General features: G+C 40.1%; 24 protein-coding genes. 20 read left to right on the top strand and 4 right to left on the bottom strand.

The window, feature by feature from the left end:
- Positions 1-66 precede the first annotated feature (66 nt).
- Together metK and BM090_RS08765 are read left to right on the top strand one after the other, a co-directional pair.
- Positions 67-1,338: a methionine adenosyltransferase gene (gene metK, locus BM090_RS08770; protein ID WP_091511000.1), complete on the top strand. Its 1,272-nt coding sequence runs from the start codon at positions 67-69 to the stop codon at positions 1,336-1,338.
- A gap of 182 nt (positions 1,339-1,520) precedes the next feature.
- Positions 1,521-2,129 (top strand): hypothetical protein, encoded by a 609-nt coding sequence (locus tag BM090_RS08765; RefSeq protein ID WP_091510997.1) that lies wholly within the window; start codon positions 1,521-1,523, stop codon positions 2,127-2,129.
- Positions 2,130-2,501: 372 nt separating this feature from the next.
- Here the strand turns inward: BM090_RS08765 and BM090_RS18350 are convergent, their stop codons facing one another.
- Positions 2,502-3,116, bottom strand: coding sequence for a hypothetical protein (locus BM090_RS18350; protein WP_177199888.1), 615 nt, complete (start codon positions 3,114-3,116; stop codon positions 2,502-2,504).
- Between the two features lie 94 nt (positions 3,117-3,210).
- Between BM090_RS18350 and BM090_RS08755 the strand changes: the two genes are divergently transcribed.
- The 5 genes from BM090_RS08755 (at position 3,211) to BM090_RS08735 (ending at position 8,203) form a co-directional block, all read left to right on the top strand.
- Positions 3,211-3,681: a redoxin domain-containing protein gene (locus BM090_RS08755; protein ID WP_091510993.1), complete on the top strand. Its 471-nt coding sequence runs from the start codon at positions 3,211-3,213 to the stop codon at positions 3,679-3,681.
- A 162-nt stretch (positions 3,682-3,843) separates the two neighbouring features.
- Positions 3,844-4,770 carry a glutamate--tRNA ligase family protein gene (locus BM090_RS08750; protein ID WP_177199887.1) on the top strand — a complete coding sequence of 309 codons (927 nt, stop codon included), beginning with the start codon at positions 3,844-3,846 and terminating at the stop codon, positions 4,768-4,770.
- Between the two features lie 131 nt (positions 4,771-4,901).
- Positions 4,902-6,134, top strand: a complete 1,233-nt coding sequence (locus BM090_RS08745; protein ID WP_091510986.1) for a M16 family metallopeptidase — start codon at positions 4,902-4,904, stop codon at positions 6,132-6,134.
- A 129-nt stretch (positions 6,135-6,263) separates the two neighbouring features.
- Positions 6,264-7,562 carry an AAA family ATPase gene (locus tag BM090_RS08740; RefSeq protein ID WP_091510982.1) on the top strand — a complete coding sequence of 433 codons (1,299 nt, stop codon included), beginning with the start codon at positions 6,264-6,266 and terminating at the stop codon, positions 7,560-7,562.
- Complete coding sequence (locus BM090_RS08735; RefSeq protein WP_091510979.1) at positions 7,559-8,203, top strand: RloB family protein; 645 nt, start codon at positions 7,559-7,561, stop codon at positions 8,201-8,203. Before BM090_RS08740 ends, BM090_RS08735 begins: the two co-directional genes overlap by 4 nt.
- Positions 8,204-8,273: 70 nt before the next feature.
- Here the strand turns inward: BM090_RS08735 and glyA are convergent, their stop codons facing one another.
- Entirely contained in the window at positions 8,274-9,560 is a 1,287-nt protein-coding gene (gene glyA / locus BM090_RS08730) for a serine hydroxymethyltransferase (protein ID WP_091510975.1), read from the bottom strand.
- Positions 9,561-10,009: 449 nt separating this feature from the next.
- On the opposite strand from glyA, the gene BM090_RS08720 reads away from it, so the two are divergent.
- The 12 genes from BM090_RS08720 to BM090_RS08665 all read left to right on the top strand — a co-directional run bounded on the left by BM090_RS08720 (position 10,010) and on the right by BM090_RS08665 (position 23,142).
- Positions 10,010-10,570 carry a Crp/Fnr family transcriptional regulator gene (locus BM090_RS08720; protein ID WP_143083923.1) on the top strand — a complete coding sequence of 187 codons (561 nt, stop codon included), beginning with the start codon at positions 10,010-10,012 and terminating at the stop codon, positions 10,568-10,570.
- A 97-nt stretch (positions 10,571-10,667) separates the two neighbouring features.
- Positions 10,668-11,057, top strand: a complete 390-nt coding sequence (locus tag BM090_RS08715) for a ferredoxin reductase domain-containing protein (RefSeq protein WP_091510965.1) — start codon at positions 10,668-10,670, stop codon at positions 11,055-11,057.
- Positions 11,058-11,073: 16 nt separating this feature from the next.
- Positions 11,074-12,114 (top strand): efflux RND transporter periplasmic adaptor subunit, encoded by a 1,041-nt coding sequence (locus BM090_RS08710; RefSeq protein WP_091510962.1) that lies wholly within the window; start codon positions 11,074-11,076, stop codon positions 12,112-12,114.
- An 8-nt stretch (positions 12,115-12,122) separates the two neighbouring features.
- Complete coding sequence (locus tag BM090_RS08705) at positions 12,123-15,236, top strand: efflux RND transporter permease subunit (protein ID WP_091510959.1); 3,114 nt, start codon at positions 12,123-12,125, stop codon at positions 15,234-15,236.
- Positions 15,226-16,569 (top strand): TolC family protein, encoded by a 1,344-nt coding sequence (locus BM090_RS08700; RefSeq protein WP_091510956.1) that lies wholly within the window; start codon positions 15,226-15,228, stop codon positions 16,567-16,569. Before BM090_RS08705 ends, BM090_RS08700 begins: the two co-directional genes overlap by 11 nt.
- A 165-nt stretch (positions 16,570-16,734) precedes the next feature.
- Positions 16,735-17,466 carry a hypothetical protein gene (locus BM090_RS08695; RefSeq protein WP_091510951.1) on the top strand — a complete coding sequence of 244 codons (732 nt, stop codon included), beginning with the start codon at positions 16,735-16,737 and terminating at the stop codon, positions 17,464-17,466.
- A 43-nt stretch (positions 17,467-17,509) separates the two neighbouring features.
- Complete coding sequence (locus BM090_RS08690) at positions 17,510-17,974, top strand: DinB family protein (RefSeq protein WP_091510948.1); 465 nt, start codon at positions 17,510-17,512, stop codon at positions 17,972-17,974.
- 38 nt (positions 17,975-18,012) lie between these two features.
- Positions 18,013-18,780 (top strand): helix-turn-helix domain-containing protein, encoded by a 768-nt coding sequence (locus BM090_RS08685; protein WP_221405366.1) that lies wholly within the window; start codon positions 18,013-18,015, stop codon positions 18,778-18,780.
- A 29-nt stretch (positions 18,781-18,809) separates the two neighbouring features.
- Positions 18,810-19,196, top strand: a complete 387-nt coding sequence (locus tag BM090_RS08680) for a VOC family protein (RefSeq protein ID WP_091510941.1) — start codon at positions 18,810-18,812, stop codon at positions 19,194-19,196.
- Between the two features lie 234 nt (positions 19,197-19,430).
- On the top strand, positions 19,431-20,240 hold the full coding sequence (locus BM090_RS08675; protein WP_091510937.1) for a helix-turn-helix domain-containing protein: 810 nt from the start codon (positions 19,431-19,433) through the stop codon (positions 20,238-20,240).
- Positions 20,241-20,319: 79 nt separating this feature from the next.
- Positions 20,320-21,966: a serine hydrolase domain-containing protein gene (locus BM090_RS08670; RefSeq protein WP_091510933.1), complete on the top strand. Its 1,647-nt coding sequence runs from the start codon at positions 20,320-20,322 to the stop codon at positions 21,964-21,966.
- 474 nt (positions 21,967-22,440) lie between these two features.
- Positions 22,441-23,142, top strand: a complete 702-nt coding sequence (locus tag BM090_RS08665; protein ID WP_091510929.1) for a hypothetical protein — start codon at positions 22,441-22,443, stop codon at positions 23,140-23,142.
- A gap of 96 nt (positions 23,143-23,238) precedes the next feature.
- On the opposite strand, the gene BM090_RS08660 is transcribed toward BM090_RS08665, so the two are convergent.
- On the bottom strand, positions 23,239-24,063 hold the full coding sequence (locus BM090_RS08660) for an N-acetylmuramoyl-L-alanine amidase (RefSeq protein WP_091510926.1): 825 nt from the start codon (positions 24,061-24,063) through the stop codon (positions 23,239-23,241).
- Between the two features lie 242 nt (positions 24,064-24,305).
- Here BM090_RS08660 and BM090_RS18680 point away from each other — a divergent pair, with 242 nt between their 5' ends.
- Positions 24,306-25,271, top strand: a complete 966-nt coding sequence (locus BM090_RS18680) for a GNAT family N-acetyltransferase (RefSeq protein ID WP_221405365.1) — start codon at positions 24,306-24,308, stop codon at positions 25,269-25,271.
- A 9-nt stretch (positions 25,272-25,280) separates the two neighbouring features.
- Here the strand turns inward: BM090_RS18680 and BM090_RS08645 are convergent, their stop codons facing one another.
- Positions 25,281-25,727: a hypothetical protein gene (locus tag BM090_RS08645; RefSeq protein WP_091510923.1), complete on the bottom strand. Its 447-nt coding sequence runs from the start codon at positions 25,725-25,727 to the stop codon at positions 25,281-25,283.
- Positions 25,728-25,797 lie beyond the last annotated feature (70 nt).

The raw sequence follows: 25,797 nt of genomic DNA, 5'->3' as shown, positions 1-25,797 counted from the left end.
CGGCTAAATTTGCCACCGAGAATAGAGTAACCTTTTCTACAATTTCAAAAAAATAAATTTTATACAATGCCGTATTTATTCACGTCCGAGTCGGTATCAGAGGGACACCCAGATAAAGTAGCAGATCAAATTTCAGACGCTATTCTTGATGCCATGTTGGCGCAAGACCCAAACTCGCGCGTAGCTTGCGAGACTTTAGTAACGACAGGTTTGGTGGTGGTTGCTGGTGAAATTACCACAAACGCCTATGTAGATATTCACGACGTAGTTCGTAAGACTATTTCTAAAATTGGTTATACCAAAGCCGAATACCAGTTTGAAGCCAATTCGGCGGGTATCATCAACTCTTTGCACAGCCAGTCAGCAGACATCGCGCAAGGCGTGGACGAAGGGGCTGAAAAAGAGCAAGGTGCAGGCGATCAAGGCATGATGTTTGGTTATGCTTCGAAAGAAACACCTGAATTTATGCCAATGGCGTTGGCGTTCTCGCACCGTTTGGTGAAAGAATTGGCCAATATTCGCAAAAATGAATCGGCTGTAATGTCGTATTTGCGTCCAGATGCCAAAGCACAAGTTACCATCGAATACGATGACAACCATAAGCCAGTACGCATTGATACGATTGTTGTTTCTACACAACACGACGACTTTGCCGACGACGCTACGATGCTTGCCAAAATCAAAGCAGACGTAATCAATATCGTAGTGCCTCGCGTAATTCCTGCTAACTTGCTTGATGCCAACACCAAATATCACATCAACCCAACAGGTAAATTTGTGATTGGTGGGCCTCACGGTGATTCTGGCCTTACGGGTCGTAAAATCATCGTGGACACTTACGGCGGAAAAGGTGCACACGGTGGCGGCGCATTTTCGGGTAAAGATTCCTCTAAAGTAGATAGAAGTGCGGCTTACGCGGCGCGTCATATCGCCAAAAACATGGTAGCTGCTGGCGTAGCAGACGAAGTGCTTATCCAAGTGGCTTATGCTATCGGGGTGGCTGCTCCTGTTTCGCTTACCGTAAACACGTACGGCACAAGCAAAGTAGCCTTGACAGATGGCCAAATCGCCGAGAAATTATTAGGAATTTTTGATATGCGCCCAAAAGCAATCGTAGAACGTTTGGGACTTAAAAACCCAATCTTCTCAGAATCTGCGGCTTACGGCCACATGGGACGCGAATCTTATGCCAAAGAAGTAGAATTTAATATCGTAGAAGTAAAAGAAGCCAACGGCGTGAAAGAAGAAACACGTCGCAAAACGCTTCGCCCTGTGGAGTTCTTCACTTGGGAAAAACTCGATTACGTGGACAAAGTAAAAGCCGCTTTCGGTTTATAATTTGCCCAAACATCAAAACAAAAAAGTCCGTTTTTGCCAGTTGCGCAGAAACGGACTTTTTTATTGGTTATAAAATATAAATATTGTTTGCAAAAACTAGCAAAAGTTGTGATTTTGCAACGAAATGGCAAGTGGGGGACAATTAAACGAGACAGGTACGCAACTTTTTAAATAAAAATTATATGACTAAGAAAAAACAAATGATTAGAAGATGTAAAACAATATTGATTCTATTTGCATTATTGATTAGTTATGATATTGCTCATGGACAAGAGAAAGGATTTTCAAAAAGTAGCATTAAAATTGGACTTGGATTAGGTTCTTCCATGGGTAATAATACAGACGGAGACGGGTTTGTTTATACGTTCGGATACCAAAGAGAAATTTGGAAAACCCGATTACGCTTAAATCCCAATTTTAGTATTGGACATTATAGTTCAAAATTCATCTCAGACGCTCGGGATCAATATTTTAATTCTATAAATCTTGAGACAAATCTTTTCTATGACCTGATAAAGATTAAATCATTTTCTTTGGTTGTAGGTTGTGGCGGATTAATCAATAACTCAAGAGGATTAAAAGGTTCTGGAGGAGACCCAGATGTATATACACAACCACCAACTTCTGAATATGTTAGCGATTTCCATTTTGGAGGATATTTAGGAGGTGGATTTCGGATTAATGCTCCAAGTAAAAGAACTGCCATTAACATTATGCCGCTTAACCTTCATTTTGGGAATAATTTTTTTGAAGAATATCATGCAAAGATTGAATTAGATTTTAAATTCTAAAGATGAATAATTGGCCGTAAACAACAATAGTGTACGAATCATACAGGTTTCAGAGCAAATCACAAGTTCATCACTCATTGGCAAGGATAATAAAGTAGATAAGAAATGCCCACAAACTCCCGCACGCTAAATACCATCATCGTTTAGGCTTTACACACACGATTTTCCTCCATGGCCAGTGCCTCACTGGCCATTTTTTGTTCCTCTCAGGGTTATGATTTTCGCATGGTGGGTTTCCTCCCTGCAATTCTTGTTCAAGTCCTCCCCAAGGGGAGGATTTAGGAGGGGTCTTTTTTCAACGCAGGATTTAGTAAGGGTCTTTTGAACCCGTGTTTTAGAACCCCACCCAGCCTCCCCAGTGGGGAGGAGCACTTAATCTTGAAGTCCTCCCTCTTGGGGAGGATTTAGATGGGGTTTTAATATTTCCCCCCCGCAACTCCTGTTAAAGTCCTCCCCTTGGGGAAGATTTAGATGGGGTCTTAATATTTCCTCCCTGCAATTCTTGTTCAAGTCCTCCCCTTGGGGAGGATTTAGGAGGGGTCTTTTTTCAACACAGGATTTATGAGGGGTCTTTTGAACCACAGGATTTAGGAAGGGTCTTTTGAACCCGTGTTTTAGAACCCCACCCAGCCTCCCCAGTGGGGAGGAGCACTTAATCTTGAAGTCCTCCCCTTGGGGAGGATTTAGGAGGGGTTTTAATATATCCTTCCCGCAATTCCTGTTATCCTTCCCGCAATTCCTGTTATCCTTCCCGCAATTCCTGTTATCCTTCCTGCAATTCCTGTTATCCTCCCTGCAATTCCTGTTATCCTTCCTGCAATTCCTGTTATCCTTCCTGCAATTCTTGTTATCCTTCCCGCAATTCTTGTTATCCTCCCTGCAATTCCTGTTAAAGTCTTCCCCTTGGGGAAGATTTAGATGGGGTTTTTCCCATGGTCTGTGTCTCACAGACCATTTTTTATTCATTAGAGCAAGGTTTAATTTCAAAAATTTGTAGTTTACCGAAACAATCCGTAGGCTTGTACGTGTTTAGGTTATATCTTCAAAAAACACTTTTTTTACATTTTAATTCAGAAAAAACATGGCACTTCAAAAAGGCGACAAAGCCCCTGATTTCAAATTACTTAACACCGACAAACAAGAAGTTTCGTTGGATTCTTTCAAAGGTAAAAACCTTGTTATTTTATTTTTCCCCTTGGCTTTTACCAGCGTTTGTACTGCCGAGCTATGCGGTATGCGCGACAACATCGCCGAATACGCCAAACTTAACTGCGAAGTAGTAGGCATTTCGGTGGATTCGCCTTTCACGTTGGGCAAATTCCGCGAAGCCGAACAACTGCCGTTCCAATTGCTTTCGGATTTCAACAAAGAAGTTTCGGCCAGCTACGAAAGTTTGTACGAAAACTTTGTGTTGGGGCTAAAAGGCGTGTCGAAACGCTCGGCTTTCGTGGTGGACAAAGACGGTGTAGTACAATACGCCGAAGTGCTGGAAAACGCTGGCGAAGTTCCTAATTTCGAGAACGTAAAAGCGACGTTGGCTTCTTTGCAATAAGTTTTTATTTTTCCATAATAAATAAAATCTTTGCTCATCTGCCTGCCAATTGGTATGAGCAGATGAGCAAAGAATAGTAAGAGAACATATTGCGATTAAGTTTTACGCAATAACATATCGTATAATCTTAGCAATTGTATTATACTTTATTTTTTAATAAAATTGATAATCAATAATTTACATTCGCGTATTGCGCCCACGCCCAGCGGTTTTTTGCATATTGGCAATGTGTTTTCCTTTGTGCTTACGCGGCTGTTGGTGTCGCATTTTGGCGGTACGTTGCGCCTGCGTATCGACGACTTGGACGCGCAACGTATGCGCCCAGAATACCTCGACGATATTTTCCAGACCTTGCAATGGATTGATCTGCAATACGATGCGGGAGCTTCGGGCGTGGCTGATTTCCTACAAAATTTTTCGCAACAAAACCGAATGCCTTTGTACCTGCGTGCGCTTGAACAGTTGCAGCAGCAAAACGACCTTTACACCTGCACGTGTTCGCGTAGCCAGTGGCAAGGCCAAAACGCTAACGGATTGTATCCGCAACATTGCCGAAATTCACATTTGCCATTCGAGCAACCCGAAACCGCGTGGCGTGTGGCAGTGCCCGATATTTGCCCGATTTGGATACAAGAATACGGCCAAAATGAGGCTTTACGCGTGGATTTGGCGCAAACCGCAGGCGATTTTGTGATACGGCGGCGCGACAATGGCCAGCCTGCGTACCAGTTGGCTTGTGTGATAGACGACCATCTGGACGAAATTAATTTTGTGGTACGTGGTGCGGACTTGCTACAATCTACGGCTTGTCAGCTTTTTTTAGCCGAAAAATTACAGTTGTCAGACCGTGCCGCTTGTGTGTATTTGCATCACGGTTTGGTAAAGGACGAGCATTTACAAAAAATGTCGAAGTCGCATAAGTCGCTATCTATCAAACAAATGCGCGAACAAGGTTTTACAGCGGCGCAACTTTACGGCTGGGTGGCGCAGTCGCTGCAAGTGCCGCAAGCCGAGCGCGTCCGTAGCGGTGCAGACTTGTTGGAGGCTTTCGGGCAAATACAAATTCCTTACAATACGTGGCATTATTAACAGATTTTGGGTTGCTTTGTGGTCTGAAACAAATTTTTGTGAGGCGCACGGAACAAAGTTGCCCTTCAAATTGTAATCAAAAATCTATCTACGTGGCTCTTAGCTATTTCTAAGAGCGTTTTTCTCTTTGCATGAAAGATTACGAAATTTATACTTTTCCGAATGGTATTCGGCTCATACACAAGCAAGTAGCACATACCAAAATTGCACATTGTGGTTTTGTTCTGGACATTGGCAGCCGCGACGAGAGTTTGCACCAACAAGGAATTGCACATTTTTGGGAACATATGGCCTTTAAGGGCACGAGCAAACGCAAGGCTTTTCACATTATTAACCGACTCGAATCGGTAGGCGGCGAGTTGAATGCCTACACGACCAAAGAAAAAATTTGTTTTTACGCTTCGTTTCTGGACACACATTACACCAAAGCGGCGGAATTGCTGACCGATATTACTTTCAATTCGGTTTTTCCTGCCAAAGAAATTGAAAAAGAACGTGGCGTAATTTTGGAAGAAATGTCCATGTACTACGATGCGCCCGACGATGCCATTCAAGACGAATTTGACACGTTGATTTTTGGGTCGCACCCGCTGGGCTGCAATATTTTGGGAACGACCGAAAGCGTAAAAGGTTTTCAACGCACAGATTTTCAGCAATTTATTCAAGAAAATTTGAACACAGACCGCGTGGTATTTGCGTCAGTCGGGAATTTTACGCTCGAACAAGTGCGCCGCAAAATCGAACGTTTTGTAACCGAAATTCCGCGCTATACTGCCCAAAAACCAAAACTTGCCTTTGGGCAATACAAGCCCGATCAATGGGAACGCACGCGTGCCATTACGCAAGCACATTGCATGATTGGCGGCACGGCTTTTCCCATCAACGACCCGCGCCGACTGCCGTTGTTTATGCTGATTAATATTTTGGGAGGGCCGGGCATGAACTCGCGCCTTAATCTGGCTTTGCGTGAAAAATACGGCTTCGTGTATTCGATAGATGCCACTTACACGCCTTTCGTGGATACGGGGCTGTTTAGTATTTATTTTGGAACAGAAAAAAAACAACTTAATCGTAGTATTTCGCTGGTAAAGAAGGAGTTGCGAAAATTACAAGAGTCACCGCTTGGTACGTTGCAGTTGCACACGGCCAAAGAACAACTCATGGGGCAACTGGCCATGTCGGAAGAAAGTAACATGAGTTTGATGTTGATGCTGGGCAAAACGCTGCTCGACTCGGAGCGCATCGACGATTTGAACGAAATTTTTAGGCAAATAAAAGCCGTCACCGCCTCGCAGCTTTGTGAGTTGGCCAACGAAATTTTTGAGGATAAAAACCTAAGTATTTTGAGTTATATTCCTGAATGATAACCAAAACGCCAAAAATGAGAATATGTCCCTAATTTGTAAGTAACTTGTATTTTTAAAGATTAAAAAACTTTTTTATTTTGTTTTTGTTCTCTAATTTGCAAGTGTCTTACAAAAACGGGAATAAAAATGATTGTTAATTTTAGTGTTCAGAATTTTGGCTCAATTAAAGATAAGCAAATTCTTTCGTTTGAAGCGGACAAGTCCGCTCATCTTGAAAACGCTTACATTGTAAATATTAACGGGCAACGAATTTTAAAACTTGCCTTAATTTATGGTGCAAACGCTTCGGGAAAAACCACTATTCTTAATGCGCTTGAGTTTTTAGGTGGTATGGTGCTTAATCCTGAAAGCAAAAAGACAAGCGAATTACAATTTCGTCCATTTCTTTTTGATACAGATACTCCTAATCAAAATTCTATTATTTCAATTGAATTTTTTCATAAAAATATTAAATACTTTTATGAAATAGTATTTAATAAAATAGCAATAGTAAGAGAGGAATTGTATTTTTATAATCCTAATAAAGCAAGTGTTTATAAAAGAAAAACAAACCTCGAAAATCAATTTACAGAAATTGGTTTTGGGAGTAAATTTTCAAAAAATAAGACTTTTGGAAAAACACTGGAAGCAAATACTTTATGGAATAATACGGTACTTGGTGGTTATTTAAAGACTAACATTAATTTCCATGAATTACAAGAAGTTATTGATTGGTTTAAAAATTATCTGCGCCCATTAATTAATACAAAAACAGAACTAAAGGAGTTTATAACATCACAAATACATAATAATGAGATTTCAAAAAATGACGTAGTAAATATCTTAAAAAAAGCAGATTTTAATATCTCTGATATTATTATTAAAGAAGAAGAAAAAGAAATTCCTGATGGGTTTATTGAATTTCTAAAAAGACAGGTAAAAACGCCCAATGATGACATAAATGAATTAGAGAAAAAAGGTAAAATAACGGCTGTAAATGTTGAGTTTGAACATACTGTAAATAATACGTCCTACTCTTTGCCTTTTGAGGAAGAATCGCAAGGAACAAAGCGTTATTATGGGTTTTCGGGATTATTGGCATTATTAATCAAGCAATCAACAGTATTTCCAATCGATGAGTTAGAGTCTTCTTTGCATCCAGATTTGTATTTACATTTTCTTCTTTCTTTTCTTTTAAATGCTAAAACATCGCAAATCATAGCAACTACCCATAACCGTGAGATTTTAGATAATAAAGATATATTTAGGAATGATGCAATATGGTTCACTGACAAAGGAGAAAATGGTGCTACTGAGCTTTATTCATTAGCTGATTTTGATAGTTCTGTTATACGTGATACTACCAATATTTTAAATGCTTATAAAAGCGGGAAATTAAGCGGAACTCCTAATTTGGGCGATACTTTTATTGATTTAAACTTATGAGAAAGCCAAAAAATATTGTAAGTAAATCAATCCCTTCTTTTGCTGTTGTGGTGGACGGAGACACAGAGGTTTGGTATCTGAATATGTTAAAACGAAATGAAAGAAATATTCGCGTTAGTATAAAACCTGAAATCCCTAATGGCAAAAGTATAAGGCAACAATATGATTTAGTTCGAGAGCTATCAGGCAAAGAATTTACGAAAGTTTTTTGGATAGTTGACCTTGATACTATTATTAAAGAAGAAAATGAAGCTCAAAAAGGGAGAAAATCTCCAATCAAAATATTTCAGGAATATAGAAATAAACTTGTAAAGGATTTTAAAAATGTTGTGGTAATTGTCAATAATCCGTGTCTTGAATTTTGGTTTTTACTTCACTTTGAGGCAACTTCCAAGTATTTTGAAAAATGTGCTGGTGCGGAAACGCAATTAAAAAAACATTTGACAGCCTATGAAAAGAAGGAGAGATTTTTTACCAAACAAGATGATGATATTTACCTGAAATTACAACCACACTTACAAACCGCTATCAAAAACGCCATTGCTCTTGGCAATTTCAGCAATGATGCTCCGCAAAGAGCAATGTGCGAGATGGAATTATTTTTTCTATCAGAAGAACTAAGGCTATATTTTCAGCAATAAAAAAAACAAGCCTGTCAAATGTTCACCTGACGGGCTTGTTTTTTTATTATAACTTAATCAAAATCGGTGATTAATACAACGGGAATTTGGTCATGAAGCTATTCACCGCGCCACGAACCGCCGCAAGTTTGGTATCGTTGTCGTGGTTCATGAGTACCTCGTCGATAAAGTCCACTACTTGCAACATATCGTTTTCTTTCATGCCGCGCGTGGTGATAGCCGCCGTACCCACACGCATACCAGAGGTAACGAATGGCGATTTGTCGTCGAATGGCACCATGTTTTTGTTGATAGTGATGTCTGCTTTGATAAGCGTATTTTCCGCCAATTTGCCTGTAAGTCCTTTGCTGCGCAAGTCAATCAACATCAAGTGGTTATCTGTTCCACCCGAAATAATTTGATAGCCTTTGTCCAAAAACGCTTTGGCCATTACTGAGGCGTTGGCTTTTACTTGTTGCACGTAAGCCAAATAATCGTCGGAAAGGGCTTCGTGGAAGGCAACTGCTTTGGCTGCGATAATGTGCTCCAACGGGCCGCCTTGTGTGCCAGGGAACACGCCACCGTCGAGCAATGCCGACATTGGTTTTAGCTCGCCTTTTGGTGTTTTGTGGCCAAACGGATTTTCAAAATCTTTACCCATCATAATCACACCACCGCGAGGGCCGCGTAGCGTTTTGTGGGTGGTAGAAGTTACGATGTGGCAATGTTGGATAGGGTCGTTGAGTAGGCCTTTGGCGATAAGTCCCGCAGGGTGCGAAATATCCGCCAACAACAATGCACCAACCGAGTCGGCAATCTGACGCAAACGCGCATAATCCCAGTCGCGGGAGTAGGCCGAGGCACCGCAAATAATCAATTTTGGTTTTTCGGCTTGTGCTTTTGCTTCTACTTTGTTCCAGTCAATAAGGCCTGTTTCAGGTTCTACGCCATAGAACGAAGGTTGGTAGAGTTTCCCCGAAAAATTGACAGGCGAACCGTGCGTAAGGTGTCCGCCGTGCGAAAGGTCAAAACCCAAAATTTTGTCGCCAGGGTTCAGTACTGCAAGCATTACAGCGGCGTTGGCTTGTGCGCCAGAGTGCGGCTGTACGTTTGCCCACGTTGCGCCAAACAATTCTTTTAGGCGGTCGATGGCCAATTGCTCGATTTCGTCCACTACCTCACAACCACCATAATAACGTTTGGCTGGCAAACCTTCAGCATATTTGTTGGTAAGCACACTGCCCGCCGCACGCATCACTTGCTCAGAAGTGAAGTTTTCGGAAGCAATCAGCTCAATGCCATGTTCTTGGCGTTGCCTTTCTTTGTCTATCAGATTGAAAATCTGCACGTCGTGCAGGGAAGTAAGCGTAGTTGCCATACGGAAAAGTACGTTAAAGTTTTTGAAATAATTTTTACAGATTGAATTTGGTGCTTTGTAAAACTCACAAATCCGTAACACTGCGGTTACGTGTGCGTTTTCGTGCCGCAAAAGTATGGGTTTCTGTGGAAAAGGCAAGGAAACAATTGGGCGTGTTAGGCAATTGGTTTTCAGGAGTTTGTTTAGTCAGAATAAAATATGAAAATATTTGGAGGTATTGGGCTGCTTTCTACAAAGATGCCAAGCCTAAAGGCTTTGTACTTTTGGGAAAATAAATCCGTCAGGATTGAAATATTTGTAGCAAAATATGAATGAATCGTATTTGTAATGCCGTAGGCGTGGCACCTTCCACGAATTTTGTTTCCAAGCCTTCAGCCAGTACATTTCTTTCTTTGCCTATATTTGTTTTGTTTTACGCCGCTAAACAAACAAAACACTACACACTGCCTATGGAATTGCTGTCTTTCATCTGTACCAAAGTTTCGCTCAGCCCCGAAGACAAACAAATTATTGATGCCGCTTTTCGGCGCGAAACCCACCCCAAAGGCACGATTTTGTCGCATCCTTACCATTCCAACCAAAAAGTTTTGTTTATCGAAAAAGGGCTGGTTCGCACTTTTTACAACCACAACGACAAAGACATTACGCATTTTTTCTTTGACGAAAACTCAATTGCCACCACACTGGACAGCATTTTTTACAACAAACAAGACCAGTACGGAATGCAAACGCTCGAAGATACGACCGTCCGAACTATTCGTTATCAGGACTTTAGCCGCATACTCGACGAAATAAAACCCATGAAAGAGTTTGCCTTCCTCACGTCCATAGACGTAATCAAGGCGTTTTCCGACCGCATTTACTCGTTGCAGTTCCACACTGCCCAGCAGCGTTACGACGCGCTATTGGCCAGCAATCCGAGCCTTATTTTGCGCGTGCCGCTCGGACACATCGCCTCGTATTTGGGCATTACGCAACAAACCCTAAGCGTGATTCGGGGCAAAAAATAAATGCCACTGCCCCGCATTTTTTAATATATCTTAAAAATAAATTCGTTCGTAGTCTCCACCTTTGCATTGTCAATTCAGCGATAAATACAAAGAATTTATGGAACACGGTCGTCATCTCATTTTCATTGCCGACGAAGTAGGAATTGCTACTATTTTTCCGTCCTTAAAGTCTAAAATAGCCGAAAAATATTATAAGCACATTTCGCTACTGTATTATTCAGAAGTTGGGCAATATCTCTTCCAAAAAGAAATAGAAATTCTCAAATCGCATTACCCCACTAAGTTTTTTGGGGAAATGATGCGCTATGATTTGTTGGGCGATTGGAACGCCGAAAAAGAAGAAATAGAAGCCATCATTAATGCTAATACTATGCCAAATTTGGCCTTTGTGGTGTGCGGAAAAACAGAATTTCAGAATCAAATACAACATATTTTACAGTTCTTAGGAATCACCCATATTTCAACACAAGATTTATCTTTTTCATAAAAATTCCCGAAACAATATGAAGCGTCCTACAATTTATTTATTTGTCATTGCAGGCATACTATATTTGGGCAGTTGTAAGTCAAAAAACGAAACTTCAAGCCCTGAAAATGCACCCCAAACCGTTGTGGTAACTACCGAAAAAGTAGCCAGCAGCGAGACGAAAAACGAAATTTCGGTCAGTGGTAATATTGACGGAAACACAACCGTGCGTTTGGGCTTTATGGTGGCAGGCAAAATCAACCGCATTTCATTCAAAGAAGGCCAAACGGTAGCGGCTAATGCACTGGTGGCCAGCCTCGACCCAACCAACTACGGCATTGCCAAGAAACTATCTGATGTTCAGGTAAATTCTACGTCTGAAGAGTTCGGAAGGCTCAAAATTTTGCACGATGCCAAGAGCCTCAACGAAAGCGATTTTTCTAAAATTACCTACGCTTTGGAGCAAGCCAAATTGCAACAACAATTGCAAAATAAAAACCTTAGCGACACGAAATTATACTCACCAATTAGCGGAATTTTGCTTAAAAAAATGGCTGAAGTGGGCGAAATTGTGGGTGTAGGCTCACCGCTTTTTGTGATTTCGGATATTAAAAAAGTAAAAGTATTGGCTTACATTCCTGAAAGTGAAATTCAATTCGTGAAATTAGGCCAAATAGCTACCGTTTTTGTTCCAGCTATCGAAAAAACTTTGGAAGGAAAAGTAATAGAAGTTGGTTCTTCGGCAGATGCGGCATCGCGCACATTTACTGTCAAAATTGAAGTTAATAATCCTGATTTGTTGCTGCGCCCTGGCATGATTGCCGAAGCCAAAATCCCGACTAATCATAACGTTTCTAAAATATTATTGCCAACCGAAACAATTTGCCACGATTTGAATAATCAACCTTATGTTTTTGTAGCCGACAAAGCCAGCAATAAAGCCTTTAAGCGCAACGTAAGTATTGGTAAACTTATTCAAAATAAAATCGAAATTACACAAGGCATCAACGCGGGCGATTTGGTGATTACGGCAGGACAAAATAAACTGACCGACGGTTCTATTATTTCTATTAAATAATTCGGGCAATGAATATAATACAAGCATCATTAAAGTATAAGCACGTTACACTTTCTGTACTGTTGCTGCTCTTTGCGATTGGTGTCAATTCGCTGCTGAATATGCCACGCCGCGAAGACCCAAAAATTACGATTCGGCAAGGTTTGGTGGTGGCCTTTTTTCCTGGTGCCAACTCGGCGCAGGTAGAAGACCAAGTAACCAAAAAATTAGAGCAATATCTTTTTCAATACGAAGAAGTAAACAAAGTAAAAACCTATTCCACGACCAAAGACGGCGTGGTTGTCATCAACGTAGAGCTTACCGAAAAAGTAAAACAACCTGATATTTTTTGGAGCAAATTGCGCCATCAGTTGCTCATTACCAAAGCATTAGATTTGCCAGACGGCGTGCGCGGCCCTATCGTAAACTCCGATTTTGGCGACACGGAAGCCATGGTCGTTTCCATCGAAAGCAACAAGGCATCGTATGAGGAACTAAAAACCTACACGCAAAAACTCGAAGATTATTTGCGCACCATTCCCGAAGCCTCCAAAATCAAACGCATTGGCGAGCAAAAAGAACAAATTATTGTTTCGTCCAGCTCCGAGAAATTGGCGCAATACGGCGTGAATTTGCAACAGGTAATCAGGTTGTTACAGTCTCAAAATAACATTAAGGCGACGGGCGACCTCAAGACCGAAACCAGCAAAACGCCACTTTATACCAACGGTTATTACAACACCGAACAGGATTTGGGCAATCAAGTGGTGGGAGCTTCGCAAAATGGTGCGGTGGTGCGCCTCGAAGATGTGGCCACGCTGAGCCGCGAATACGCCGAGCCTACCAACTCGATTACGGTAAACGGCAACAAATCCATGTTGCTTTCTATCCAAATGCACGAGGGAAACAACATCGTGAAGTTTGGCAAAACCGTAGAAGCCAAAATCGAAGAAGCCAAAAAAGTAATGCCTTCCGAGATTAAAATTACGACCATCGTAAACCAGCCGCATTTGGTGGACGAAAACATTACGCACTTTATCCGTGAGTTTTTGCTGGCCATTGCCTCCGTTATTGTGGTGGTTATCTTGCTTTTGCCTTTGCGCATTGCCTCGGTGGCCGCTACGGCTATCCCGATGACGGTGGCCGTTACCTTCGCGATTTTGCACGCGTTGGGTATTGAGTTGCACCAAGTGTCTTTGGCGGGTTTGATTCTGGCGTTGGGCATGGTGGTGGACGATGCCATCGTTATCGCCGATAATTATGTGGAACTTTTAGACCAAGGCATTGACCGCTGGACGGCGGCTTGGCGCAGTGCCAACGACTTGGTAATACCCGTTTTGGCCGCTACGGTAACGATTATCGCCTCGTTTATGCCAATGGTTTTGATTAGCGGTTCGGTTGGCGAATTTATTGTGAGCTTGCCGCTGGCAGTGGCCATTGCCTTAGCCTCGTCGTTTGTGGTGGCAATGCTGCTTACGCCAATGCTTTGTTATATGTTTATCAAAAAAGGTTTGCACGACCACAGTGCCAGTGCCGAAGACTTGGCCAAAAAGCGCAAATCGTTGTTGGACTATATGCAAGACGGCTACAACGCCATGTTGGATTGGTGCGTAGAACATCCGCGTATCACGATTGCGGGCAGTATTTTGCCGATTTTCCTCACGGGTTTGGTATTTTCCAAAGGTGTACGTCAGTTGTTTTTCCCGACAGCCGAACGCAACCAATTTGTGATAGAACTCTGGATGCCAACGGGTTCTAAGTTAGAAAAAACGAATCAGGCCATTTTGAAAGCAGAATCTTTGATTAAAAGCGATAAACGCGTTGTTACTTTCGCCACGTTTGCGGGAACGGCTGCGCCACGTTTTTACTACAATTTTGCCCCAGAATTTCCGACGACCAATTACGCACAAATTTTGGTAAACACGACCACCGACAAAACCGCCGAAGAATTGGCCGAAGAGCTGCGCGGCAAAGTGGGTTCGGCTATTCCTGAAGGCACGACGTATATTAAACTCATGCAACAAGGTTCGCCGCTCAAAGCTCCCGTAGAAGTGCGCGTAATCGGTGAAGACATTAGGCAATTGCAAGAAATTTCGGGAAAAATCACCGAGATTTTGAAAAATGCCAAAGGCAGTAGCTTTGTGCGTAATGATTTTGGAGAAGATTATTATGGCATAGGCATTAACCTAAAAGAAGAAGCTAACCGCTTGGGATTCACGACCAGCAGCGTGGCGCAAAGCGTGTACGCGGGTTTTAGTGGCGCGACTATTTCCACGATTTACGAAGGAAACAATGACATCGGGATTGTATTGCGTTTGGACAAAAACGATCGCCAAACCTCCGACGATTTGGCCAATTTGTATCTCAAATCGCCTGTAACGGGTGCAGATGTTCCGCTTCGCCAAGTGGCCGAACTCGTTCCAGAATGGCATACGGGCAAAATCATGCACCGCAACGGCGTGCGTACCCTGACGGTGCAAAGCGAAGTGGCTAAAGGCACGCTGCCCGCCGAATTGCTGAAAAGCGTAAAACCTGAGATAGCAAAAATCGCGTTGCCGAGCGGCTACCGCCTCGAATATGGCGGCGAAGAATACAACAAAAAAGATACGATTGGACAACTCGTAACGGCTTTGTTGGTGAGTTTGGTGCTGATTTTCTTCATTTTGCTTTTCCAATTCAAAAACTTGAAAGAATCGGCTATCGTGATGTTTACCATTCCGTTGAGTTTGTTTGGAGCGATTAGCGGTCTGGCCATTACGGGCAACAACTTTAGTTTCACGGCATTTATTGGGTTAATTTCTTTGTCGGGAATCGTGGTGCGCAACGCCATTATTTTGGTGGACCACACCAACGAACTGATACGCCACGGCATGGACATCAAGACGGCGGCGGTAGAGTCGGGCAAACGCCGATTGCGCCCTATCTTCCTGACGGCGATGGCCGCAGCGATTGGCGTGTTACCGATGATTATTTCCAAATCGCCGATGTGGGCACCGTTGGCCAGTGTGTTGGCGTTCGGGGTGGTATGGAGCATGGTGATGGCACTTATCAGCGTACCAGTATTGTATATTGGTTGGATAAATACAAAAGATAAAGCAGATATATTGGAAAACAGTCAAAACCACATTAGCCATGAAGCATAACAAAATTTTCGGATTGTCATTTTTGGCCTTAATCATGGTGGGCGGTTCCGGGCAATTGCAAGCCCAAACCGCAGGTTTTACACTGCAACAACTCACGGATTCGGCCTTGCACAACAACCATATTCTTACGCTCAAAGATTGGCAAATCAAAGAGAAAGAAGCCAAAATCAAGGAAACACACATCAAACGTTTTCCGAGTGTGATGGTCAATAGCGGTTATCAGTACAATTTTAATGTACAAAGTCTAACGATTCCTGCGGGAGCGATTGGCGTAATCCCCACCAGCACAACGCCCGTGCTTTTGCCCAACAAAGAGCAAAGCTACGAGATAGGCAAACACAGCCTTTTGTATGCGGGCGTTTTGGCGTATCAGCCGCTTACGCAGCAGTTCAAAATCAACACGGGGCAGGCCGTGGAGAAAACGGAAGTTACCTTGGCCGAAAAAGAAAAAATCAAGGTTTCGCACCAAATCAAACAAGGCGTAGAAAAGTTGTATTACGGTGCGCTAATTGCCCAAAAGCAGTTGCAAGAGGCGCAAGCCAAACTCGAATTAGCCCAAACCAAGTTGCAAGACGTGGAAACGGCTCTTTCGGCAGGCAAGGCCATCAACAGCAATAAAGTAGGGCTTTTGGCCAGCGTAGCCGACGAGGAACAAAATATACTCAAACTCAATATCCAAATTCAGGATTATTTGGGCGATTTGGCCAACCTGACGGGCATCAGCGAAAGCCAAATTCAGTTGGCCGACGTTGCGCCAGCTTTCCAGACGATTGGCAAAATAGACGAATACCAAACCGCCGCCAGCAACACCAACACGGAGTTGCAAATCGCGCAACTGACCAAAACCAAAGCGACGTTGGGCATTAAGGCCGCACACGAAGGCAATATTCCAGACGTGGGCGTGGTGGCTGGTTATGCGTATCAGAAAGGTGTGGATTTGTTGCCCAGCAACAACCCGTTTGTAGGCGTGAGTTTGATGTGGAACGTGCAAGGGATTTTTAGTAACAAACAAGTAGCCCAACAACGCACCTACCAACTCAAACAAGCCGAAGAAAACATCGCGCACACGCAGCAGCAAGTACACAACGACATCGAAAAAGCGTACCGCAAAATTCAGCAGTCGCAGGCTTTGGTGGCGGTGGCGCAAAAAGCGGTGGCGTATCGCCAAGAAGAGTTGAAGTTGCAGGAAGACAAGCAAAAAGCAGGGCTAAACGTAAAAGCCGATTGGCTGAGTACCAAAGCGACGTTGGCCAAAGCGCAAGCTGATTTGTACGCGGCGCAACTCTCGTATCTGTTGGCAAGCTCCGACCTGAAAATCTTAGTAGGCGAATAAGCCTTTCGGATAAAATATTAAGTAATTATTTAAGTGTGTTTGTAGTGTTTAGTGAAAAGCGGCGAGAATTTTTCTTGTCGCTTTTTTTTGTTTGGTGAATAAGTTGTTGCATAAAATAGGAATAGCGTTTGGAAAAACCCGCCATATTTAGGATTTTGCAAAGGAATGGCAGGCGGGGGCTTGCTTTGTGGAGAAAGGTTATTATATTTACTAAAAATTAAAATATTTATATTTAAAATGAAAAAAGCGACACACACTATAAAAATGTTTTTGAAATTTGGACAAGAAGAACATATAACTGACTTGTATCAAAACGGGACAATTTTTATGAACCCAATACAATATTTCAGAAAAATAGAAGATGGAGAATTGCGAGGAGATAAATATGAAGGAATTAGTAAAATAAACAACTATCCTGCAGGACAATTTGAAACACCGTCGCTAAATTTTAAAGGAAATTATATTTCTATTCAAATAAGGGAAAGCTACGAAACTGTGTTAGGAAATATTTTTAGCCTCTATTGTGTTTCTTCACATGGCTGGACAAATCCAATGGAATTTAAAATTGATGAAAAGATTAAGAACTTTGGCTCGCATTGTTTATTAATTAAAGATAATGTAACATTTTTAACTTTAATAGAAAATAAATTAAGACAATTAAATATAGCATACAAACATGGCTTCATAACATATTATGACACAAAAAAAGTTAATAGAGCCATAAATCTTTTTGAAAAACCCTTAGAATTTGAATACCAAAAAGAGTTCAGAATTTACTTAGCACGGAAATCTGACGAGCCATTTAGTTTTAGCATTGGTAGTTTAAAAGATATTGCAGAAATATATAAATCAAACGATGTAGTTGATACATTAAAACTAATAACCTCCCCCAAATAACCTATGTCCCCCGCACAGTCCACAATAAACCATAGCAACCCTCATGCAAAGAAACATACTTATTGCCAGCCGATTACGCGAAGTGCTGCTAAGTGGGCAGTGGATTGCCAACACCAATTATAAAGCACAAATACAGTCCGTTGATTGGCAACTGGCTACCCAGAAAATCCACGACCTCAATACGATTGCCGCCCTGACCTACCACATCAACTACTATTTGGAAGGGCTTTTGAGCGCATTGGAGACGGGAAAACTGGAAATTAGCGATAAATACAGCTTTGATTTGCCGCCGATTACCTCCGCGCAGGAATGGCAGAATTTAGTGGAGGCGTTCTTACGCAATGCCGAAAAGTTTGCCGACAAAGTCGAACAAATGGACGATAAAGCACTGGACGAACCATTCATTAATCCGCAATACGGAACATTGTTGCGCAACCTCGAAGGCGTGATTGAGCATAGTTATTACCATTTAGGGCAAATTTCTTTGATAAGAAAAATGCTAACATAAGGCTTTGCACAAGATTGTAAAATTTTAAGTAAGAAGTGATGATGTCTTTTCCAAAAAATCAATTAGAATACATTTCGTGTGTCCCTGATCATTCGCTGACAGATATAGTAGAAAGTATTTGGATGGTTAAAAATCATTCTGATGAAAAAAAGGAAGGTATTATCGTTCCTGACGGAAAAATTGATTTGTTTCTTTTAGCCGTAGAAAACCAAAATTTTGAAATATTTATATCTGGAATTTGTACAAAACCTATCGTAAAACCACCTTTTCCCAGATCTACAATGTTTGCGATAAGTTTTCATCCTTTAGCCGCTGAATATATTTTTAAACAATCCTTCAGCGAGCTCAAAAACACTAAACAAACGCTGCCGCCTGACTACTGGGGATTTTCTGAAAATGACTTGTCGGACTTTGAAACTTTTTATCACAAAGCCTGTAAAATGATTGCTTCGCTTTTGCAAAAAGAAATGGATAGCCGTAAAAAGCATCTTTTTGAGCTCATTTACGCGTCAAAAGGTGAAACAACTGTTAAGGATTTGTCGGAAAAGACTTGTTGGAGTTGCAGGCAAATGAATCGCTATTTTAATACATGGTTCGGAATAACGCTAAAATCATACCTTAATATCATCCGTTTTTCCAGTTCATTGAAACAGTTGAAAAAAGGAGATTTGTATCCTGAGCTTAATTATGGAGACCAATCCCATTTTATTAGGGAAGTGAAAAAATTTGCAGGAGTAAAGCCTACTATTTTAAATAAAAACGAAAACGACCGATTTATCCAATTCAGCCTCATGCCCGAAACGTAATTTTGTTCTACAAATAAAACGAGAATAAAATGAATTTAAATCACATTAACATCGTCGTTAAAGACGTAGATAAAGCGGTAAATTTATTTGCCCAGCATTTTGGTTTTAATCTAATCGTCAATCGAAATAGTCAAATGGCTGTTATGGAAAATAGCCATGATTTTGCAATGGTCATTTGGGGACAAGTGCTGAATAAAAAGGAAGAAATACCAGAATATCCCAAAAATTTTCACATTGGTTTTTATCAAAAAGATGAGGCCGCTGTTTGGAATATGTATGAAAAAATTAAGAATCACCATGATTTAACATTTGAAAGTGAACCCAAAAAAATCAGAAATACATTTGGTTTCTATTGCTATTTTGAAAATCTAATGATAGAAATAAGTGTGAATCCTTTCAAAGAAAATGTCGTGTAATTCTCCAATTTATGTGGCCTGTATTTTCGCACAGGCCATTTTTAGTTTTAAGGTTAGTGAATCTGGTTAATATTCGTACATCGCAAGGCGTATAAGAAAAATGTTAACATAAGGTTTGGAATTTGCCATTTTTCGGTATTTTAGGCTGAAAAGCAGCCTCTCTTTTTGTTGGACTTATTGCCAATTGTATGGCGGCTGCTTTGCGCAAGAATGTGAATTTTTAAATAAAATACTATGAATCAGTTATATACAGGAGAGTTTTACGGACAAACCAACCAAACACTTCATTTGAAAGATATTACCTTGACCGACACAGAATATACGCTTGATTTTGTAGATTGGCACTACCACGAAAACGCGTATTTTACGTTTATTTTGCAAGGAAATGTCATTGAAGGAAATAAAAAAGAGATTTATAATTGTTCGGCTGGAAGCCTTTTGTTTCATCATTGGCAAGAACCACATTACAACATTAAGCCAGCGGGTTACACGCGTGGTTTTCATGTGGAATTAAAAAATAATTGGTTTGAGGAGCTGGATTTTAACATTGAAAAACTACGAGGAAGTATAAAAATTACGAATATTGATGTTAAATTTTTTCTATACAAAATATTTAAGGAATCGAAAATAAAAGATGCAACAACGGCATTGGCAATCGAAACGTTGATACTACAAGCACTGGCCGAAATGTTTCGTCATTCCAATACGGATTTGGATAAAAATCCACTTTGGGTTAGTCGAATTAAAGAAATTTTATTTTATGAATTTTCGGATAAACTAACGCTTGATTATCTATCCAAAACATTGGATATTCATCCCGTTCATCTTTCAAGAGATTTCTCGAAATATTTTAATTGTAATTTGAGTGATTATTTAAGAAAATTAAAAATTGAGAAGTCTTATACGCTATTATCCAATAACCAACTTTCATTAACTGAAATAGCCTACGAATGCGGATTTTCTGATCAAAGCCACTTTAATCGTTGCTTCAAATCTGTAAGTGGTATAAGTCCAAATAATTTCAGAAAAGCACTTTTTAAATAATTTTCGTGATGTTAATTTCATTCTATTTTGCTTGTTTTTATCTTTATTATTTTGCAGAATAATATAAATCAGTAAAGAAATGAAAAAATATCATATCATAATATTAGTACTCTTGTGTGTGTCAGCAACGGTGTTTGGCCAGCCTTCAGACCTTGTAAAAAGTGATGGTGTCACGTATCCGATTCATCAAGCGAACATTGGTAAAATTGCGTTTATGCGCAAAGTCGTGCCTATTGAGCTGTTTACACAAGCAGATTTCCTGACGAATGTCGAATTTAATGAAAAATCAGACTTCAATATCAGGGCTTTTTTAGGCAATTCTTTGACTAATTATCTGCATTTACTTGCACCTTCATTGACGGCAGACGAGCTAATTAAAAATGGAAATTATCAATTTACTTTTTGGGTTGATAACCAGAAAATTTACGTTGAAAATTTGAATGTAGGTGCGGGAAGTACAGATAGTAAAACCCAAAAAACTTTCTTCAGAGTGCCGCTTATTAGTTCCACGAACGAAGATTCTTGGGGTAGATTTTTGTGGAATAGATTTTATGGAAATGGTGGCAGTGATGCTCTTTCGGAAGGCGAGCATTTGCTTAAAATTGAAATTAGGCCGTATTTAAAACTAACGGAAGTAATTACAGGCAACGTAATTGCCGAAGGTCAAATAAAAATAACAGTTCCCGCAATAAAAATAGACGAGAAATTAATTAAAGTCCAAAAAATAAAACCACTTAAGGATTTTAATATTTCAAAAAGTAAAATTGATACAGCAAAAATTGAAGCACTTAATCGGAAAATTGCTACGCAAAATTTCAAAAGAATTACGAGTATTATTGTGCTAAAAGAAGGCGAACTTTTACTTGAAGAATATTTTAATGGCGCAAGCAGAAAAACACTACATGATACACGGTCTGTTGGCAAATCATTTGCTTCTACACTCTTAGGAATTGCCATTAACGATAATTTTATCAAAAGCGAAAATCAAACTTTAAATCAGTTTTATAAACTTACTACTTTTCAAAATTATTCGGCTACCAAAGATAGTGTTACGCTCAAAGATTTACTGACAATGAGCGCGGCTTTTGATGGTTCTGATATGGATGCTGAGTCGCAGGGGAACGAAGAAAATATGTATCCTACTAAAAATTGGGTGCAATTTGCTTTAAATCTGCCGATAGACCAGTCAAAAGTAACCAATAAACGATGGGATTATTTTACGGCGGGGGTTGTAGTGCTTGGCGATGTTATACATCAATCTGTTCCAAATGGCTTGGAAAAATATTCAAAAGAAAAATTATTTAGACCGCTGGGAATAACGAAATATAAGTGGCAGTTCACACCTCAAAAAGTTGCCAATACAGCGGGTGGCCTTCAATTACGTTCGTTGGATTATGCAAAATATGGGCAACTGTATCAGAATAAAGGCGTTTGGAATGGCAAACAAATTCTACCAAAAGAATGGGTTTATAAGACTTTTTCGCACCAAATAAAACTTTCGGAAGAAGAGTATTACGGTTATCTGTTTTGGAATAAAATTTACCACGTGAATGGTACAAATTATGAGGTTTATTATTCAAGTGGAAATGGCGGAAACAAAATTTTTATTTTCAAGGATTTCCCTATTGTAATTGTAATTACTTCAACGGCCTATAATACGCCTTACGGACACAAGCAAGTAGAAAAAATAATGAAAAATTATTTAATAGATGCCGTAATTCATTGATAAAATATAATTTTACGACGCGGCTAAATTGCATTATGACACAGATTATTGTTAAAATCATTAACTTGACTGTTTTATATGAATGTAAATATTTCAACGGAAAATAAAATACTTCCTTTTTGGGTTGGTATGTGCAAATTTTTTGAATTATATATTTATAATTGATTGAAAAATGCCTACGATTCAAAAATGAGATGATTGACGGTGTCATTATATATCCAAATATAAAATCAAAAGACCGTTTTTAACCTTTATAAATACGAAAAACATTATGGTTGAAATAACGAAATAAAACAGGATAACGGTTGCAGAAAATATAGATATTCATAGCATAGCTTCTGTTATTTTGTGCGCGAAGCCCATTTTTTAGGTAGCTTTCGGCACTAAAACGGGCTCAAAAATTGCAATTGATCGGCGGTGTTCTTACTTTTGAAGAAAGTATTCGTCCATTAGCATATTTATTACTTCATCAACATGAAAATATCGATCAGCGAAGCAATACAAAAATACGGCTTTGAATTTCTGGCCATCTTTATTGGCGTATTTGCGGCCTTCGCTTTGGAAAGTTGGAACGAAAATCGAAAAGACGACTTTACAGAAATTAAGATTTTGTCCGAAATTCATAACGGACTCAATCAGGATATAAAAGATATTGATGTCAATATGCAGGGACATAGGATGGGGCAGCAAGCAACCAGCTATTTTGGACGGCTGATTCTCAATAAAAAAACCAGTAATGATTCGTTGGTACTCAATTACTTTGTATTGTTCAGGGGATTTATTTCTGTGCAGAATATATCAGGATATGAAACCTTAAAGTCGAAAGGTTTAGAAATTATAAAGAATGATTCGTTACGCGCTGAAATATTATCGTTGTACGAAAATGATTATAATTCACTTCGAAAACTTGAGGAAAGTTATTCGGAATTAGCGTTTTTTAAAAATTATTACCACGATTTTAATCAGGTACTTGCGCCGAATTTTACATTAGACGAAAATGGAAAAATTACTGGCATTAACAAGCCTCTCAAATTGTCTGAAAGCGATAAAAAAATACTGATAACTAATTTGTGGATGATGAATGCCAACCGAAAATTTATGCTCAGTGGTTACACAGAAGTAAAAGAAAAAATCGTAAAATTACAGAAACGCATAGACAAAGAATTGAAACGATAAATCAAAATTTTAGTTATTTTTTTGATTATAAGCAATAATAGGCCAAAGTTATACGAGAACTTCGACCTATTTTGTATGCGTGTGTGGTGGTGTTGGCTATAACTTTTTTAGGAGAGAGCCATTGATCCAACCATAAAGTGTATCGTCATTTTGTTGGGGTTTATCAAGGACATAAACCAAAAACCATCCCATACTACTTTTTATAAATTCTACTTTTGTTGCCTGGTTTAGTTGCCCGTAGGAGCCAAATTTAGTACTTGGGCCTTTTCTGATATTGACAGCGTCTGCTATCACCTCATAAATGTCCGCAGTGTTGTCTTCTCTGCCCAATAATTTGCTTCTAAAACTTTCCATTGGAAACAATGGACCTGGATCGTCCTTTCTGTATGGAGCAATATCGTCGTGCCCTAGAATATCTTGTATATGATATTTTTCCATAATTAATTTGCATACTTTCATGCACGCATCTATTTGCTCTTTTGTATATTCGTACCAATAAGAATTGCCTTTTTCGTGCTTGTGAGGCATTTCTACCACATTGTCTTTTGAATATTCTGCTTTGAACCAAGACAAATATCGATCTCCCACTTTGGTTAATCTGCCTGGATTATCCAATTCTATTCCGATGGAGAAATTATTAAATCCGTTAAAATCTGCCCACTTGCTTTTGCCTGCATGCCAAGCCATTTTATTAAAATCAACAAGTTGTATTATTTTTCCATCGCGCCCAATTACTAGATGCGCAGAAGCTTTAGCACTTGGATTTTTAAACCATTCTACCGACGATTCAGCACTTTGGCCAGCTGTAAAATGAATGATAATAAATTGTGGGTCGATCACCCCACCCACGTTATTGGTACTGTCGGAGACAATAATCTCGGAGACACTTTCGGATAATAGTTTGTGGTTTGTGATTTTCATAATACTTTGTTTTTCAAATTGTTAGATATTTTTGCTCAAATTGATCTCAATATTTGTGCAAACGCAATAATTAGGTCGATCACTCCAAAGTTGTCATTGCTCCGCAAGTATTTTGCCAACCATTCTGTTACAAGTTCTTAAATATTCAGGATTTTTGCAATTATTTTTATGTTTTATTTTAATAATGTCCAATAGATTTCGGTTATTATTTGAATATTTGCTTAAACAATCTAAAACAAACCATGATTATCCGCCAAGCTAACATTCAAGATATTCCCCAAATACAAGTTGTACGCAACGCTGTGCGTGAAAACACATTATCCAATCCCAATTTGGTTACTGATGCCGATGTTGTCCACTTCCTGACGCAAAGGGGCAAAGGTTGGGTTTGTGCAATAGACCACCAGATTGTAGGATTTTCCATTGCCGACCTGCAAGATCATAATATTTGGGCTTTGTTTGTTCATCCTGACTTCGATAGGCGAGGCATTGGCCGACAGTTACACGACGTGATGTTGGATTGGTATTTTTCTCAAACCCAACAAACCGTCTGGCTAGGTACTTCGCCCAACACACGCGCGGAAGGTTTTTACAAAAAAGCAGGTTGGAAGGTAGTCGGTACACATGGCTCGAAAGAAGTCAAATTTGAAATGACTTTTAGCGACTGGAATCGAAAATATAATAGCACAATGATCAATACCGAACGTTTGCAACTCATCGCGGCCAATACGGCTACTTTGCAATTGGCCATTGCAGGCAACCAATATTTAGGCCACGAACTTAAGGTGCAGGTGCTCGACGATTGGTCTGAGTTTGGCGTGGACGCGTTGCGTTATGCCCTCGACAAACTCGCCGAAAACCCCGAAGAAAATGGTTGGTGGACTTATTGGGCAGTTCATCCTCACGACCAAAAACTCATTGGTGGCGGTGGCTACAAAGGCCAGCCAAGCCCCGACGGTGTCGTTGAAATTGGTTATGAAATTGCGCCTAGCTATCGCAACTGCGGCCTTGCTACAGAAATGGCCAAAGGCTTGATTACAAATGCTTTTAGTCATCAAAATGTAACTATTATTTTGGCACATACGCTTGCCCAAGAAAATCCTTCTACCAAAGTACTTCGCAAATGCGGTTTTACGATGGTGGCTCAGCTCCACGACCCCAATGAAGGCTTTATTTGGCAATGGCAATTAAATAAAGATAGTAAGTAGTTGTATTTTTTATTTAAAAAAACGCCTGTAAATCGGTTTGCGAAACGAAAACATGAGGTACAACATCGGATACAACAGCCAATTGGGTAGCCATGTAGCCGCCTCAAAATTCACGTGGTCGGTAATGAGTGTTTTATCGCCGTTAGTGCGCTGCAAAATGTGTTGGTGCTTCCATTGGCGCAAGAAAACAGGCAACGTGTAACCCGTATCCGTAAAGTTTATCTCGTTGGCATTCAGTTCTTTTTGGGTAATAATGCTAATCCAACTTTGGCGAAAAAATCCTAAAAAACAAAGTTGTAAATGCACTTCATCGCGCAGGCGGCAGCCATCAAACCGCAGCACACGCACGCGTGGAAAAGGGAAGGGGGGATTCATTTCCACGAATAATCTTTCGTCAAAACCGTCAAAAACTTGTTCGAGCGGTTTGGCAACTAGGGTGGTGATTTTGAATTGCATAATCCTTAAGTGTTTTTGATGCTAATAACTAAACAAGTGGAGCAAAGCAATTGTTTCTTTAGGTGAATTT

The organism is Flexibacter flexilis DSM 6793, assembly GCF_900112255.1.
GTDB classification, from domain to species: domain Bacteria; phylum Bacteroidota; class Bacteroidia; order Cytophagales; family Flexibacteraceae; genus Flexibacter; species Flexibacter flexilis.
This window is presented reverse-complemented; position numbering and strand designations above follow the sequence as displayed.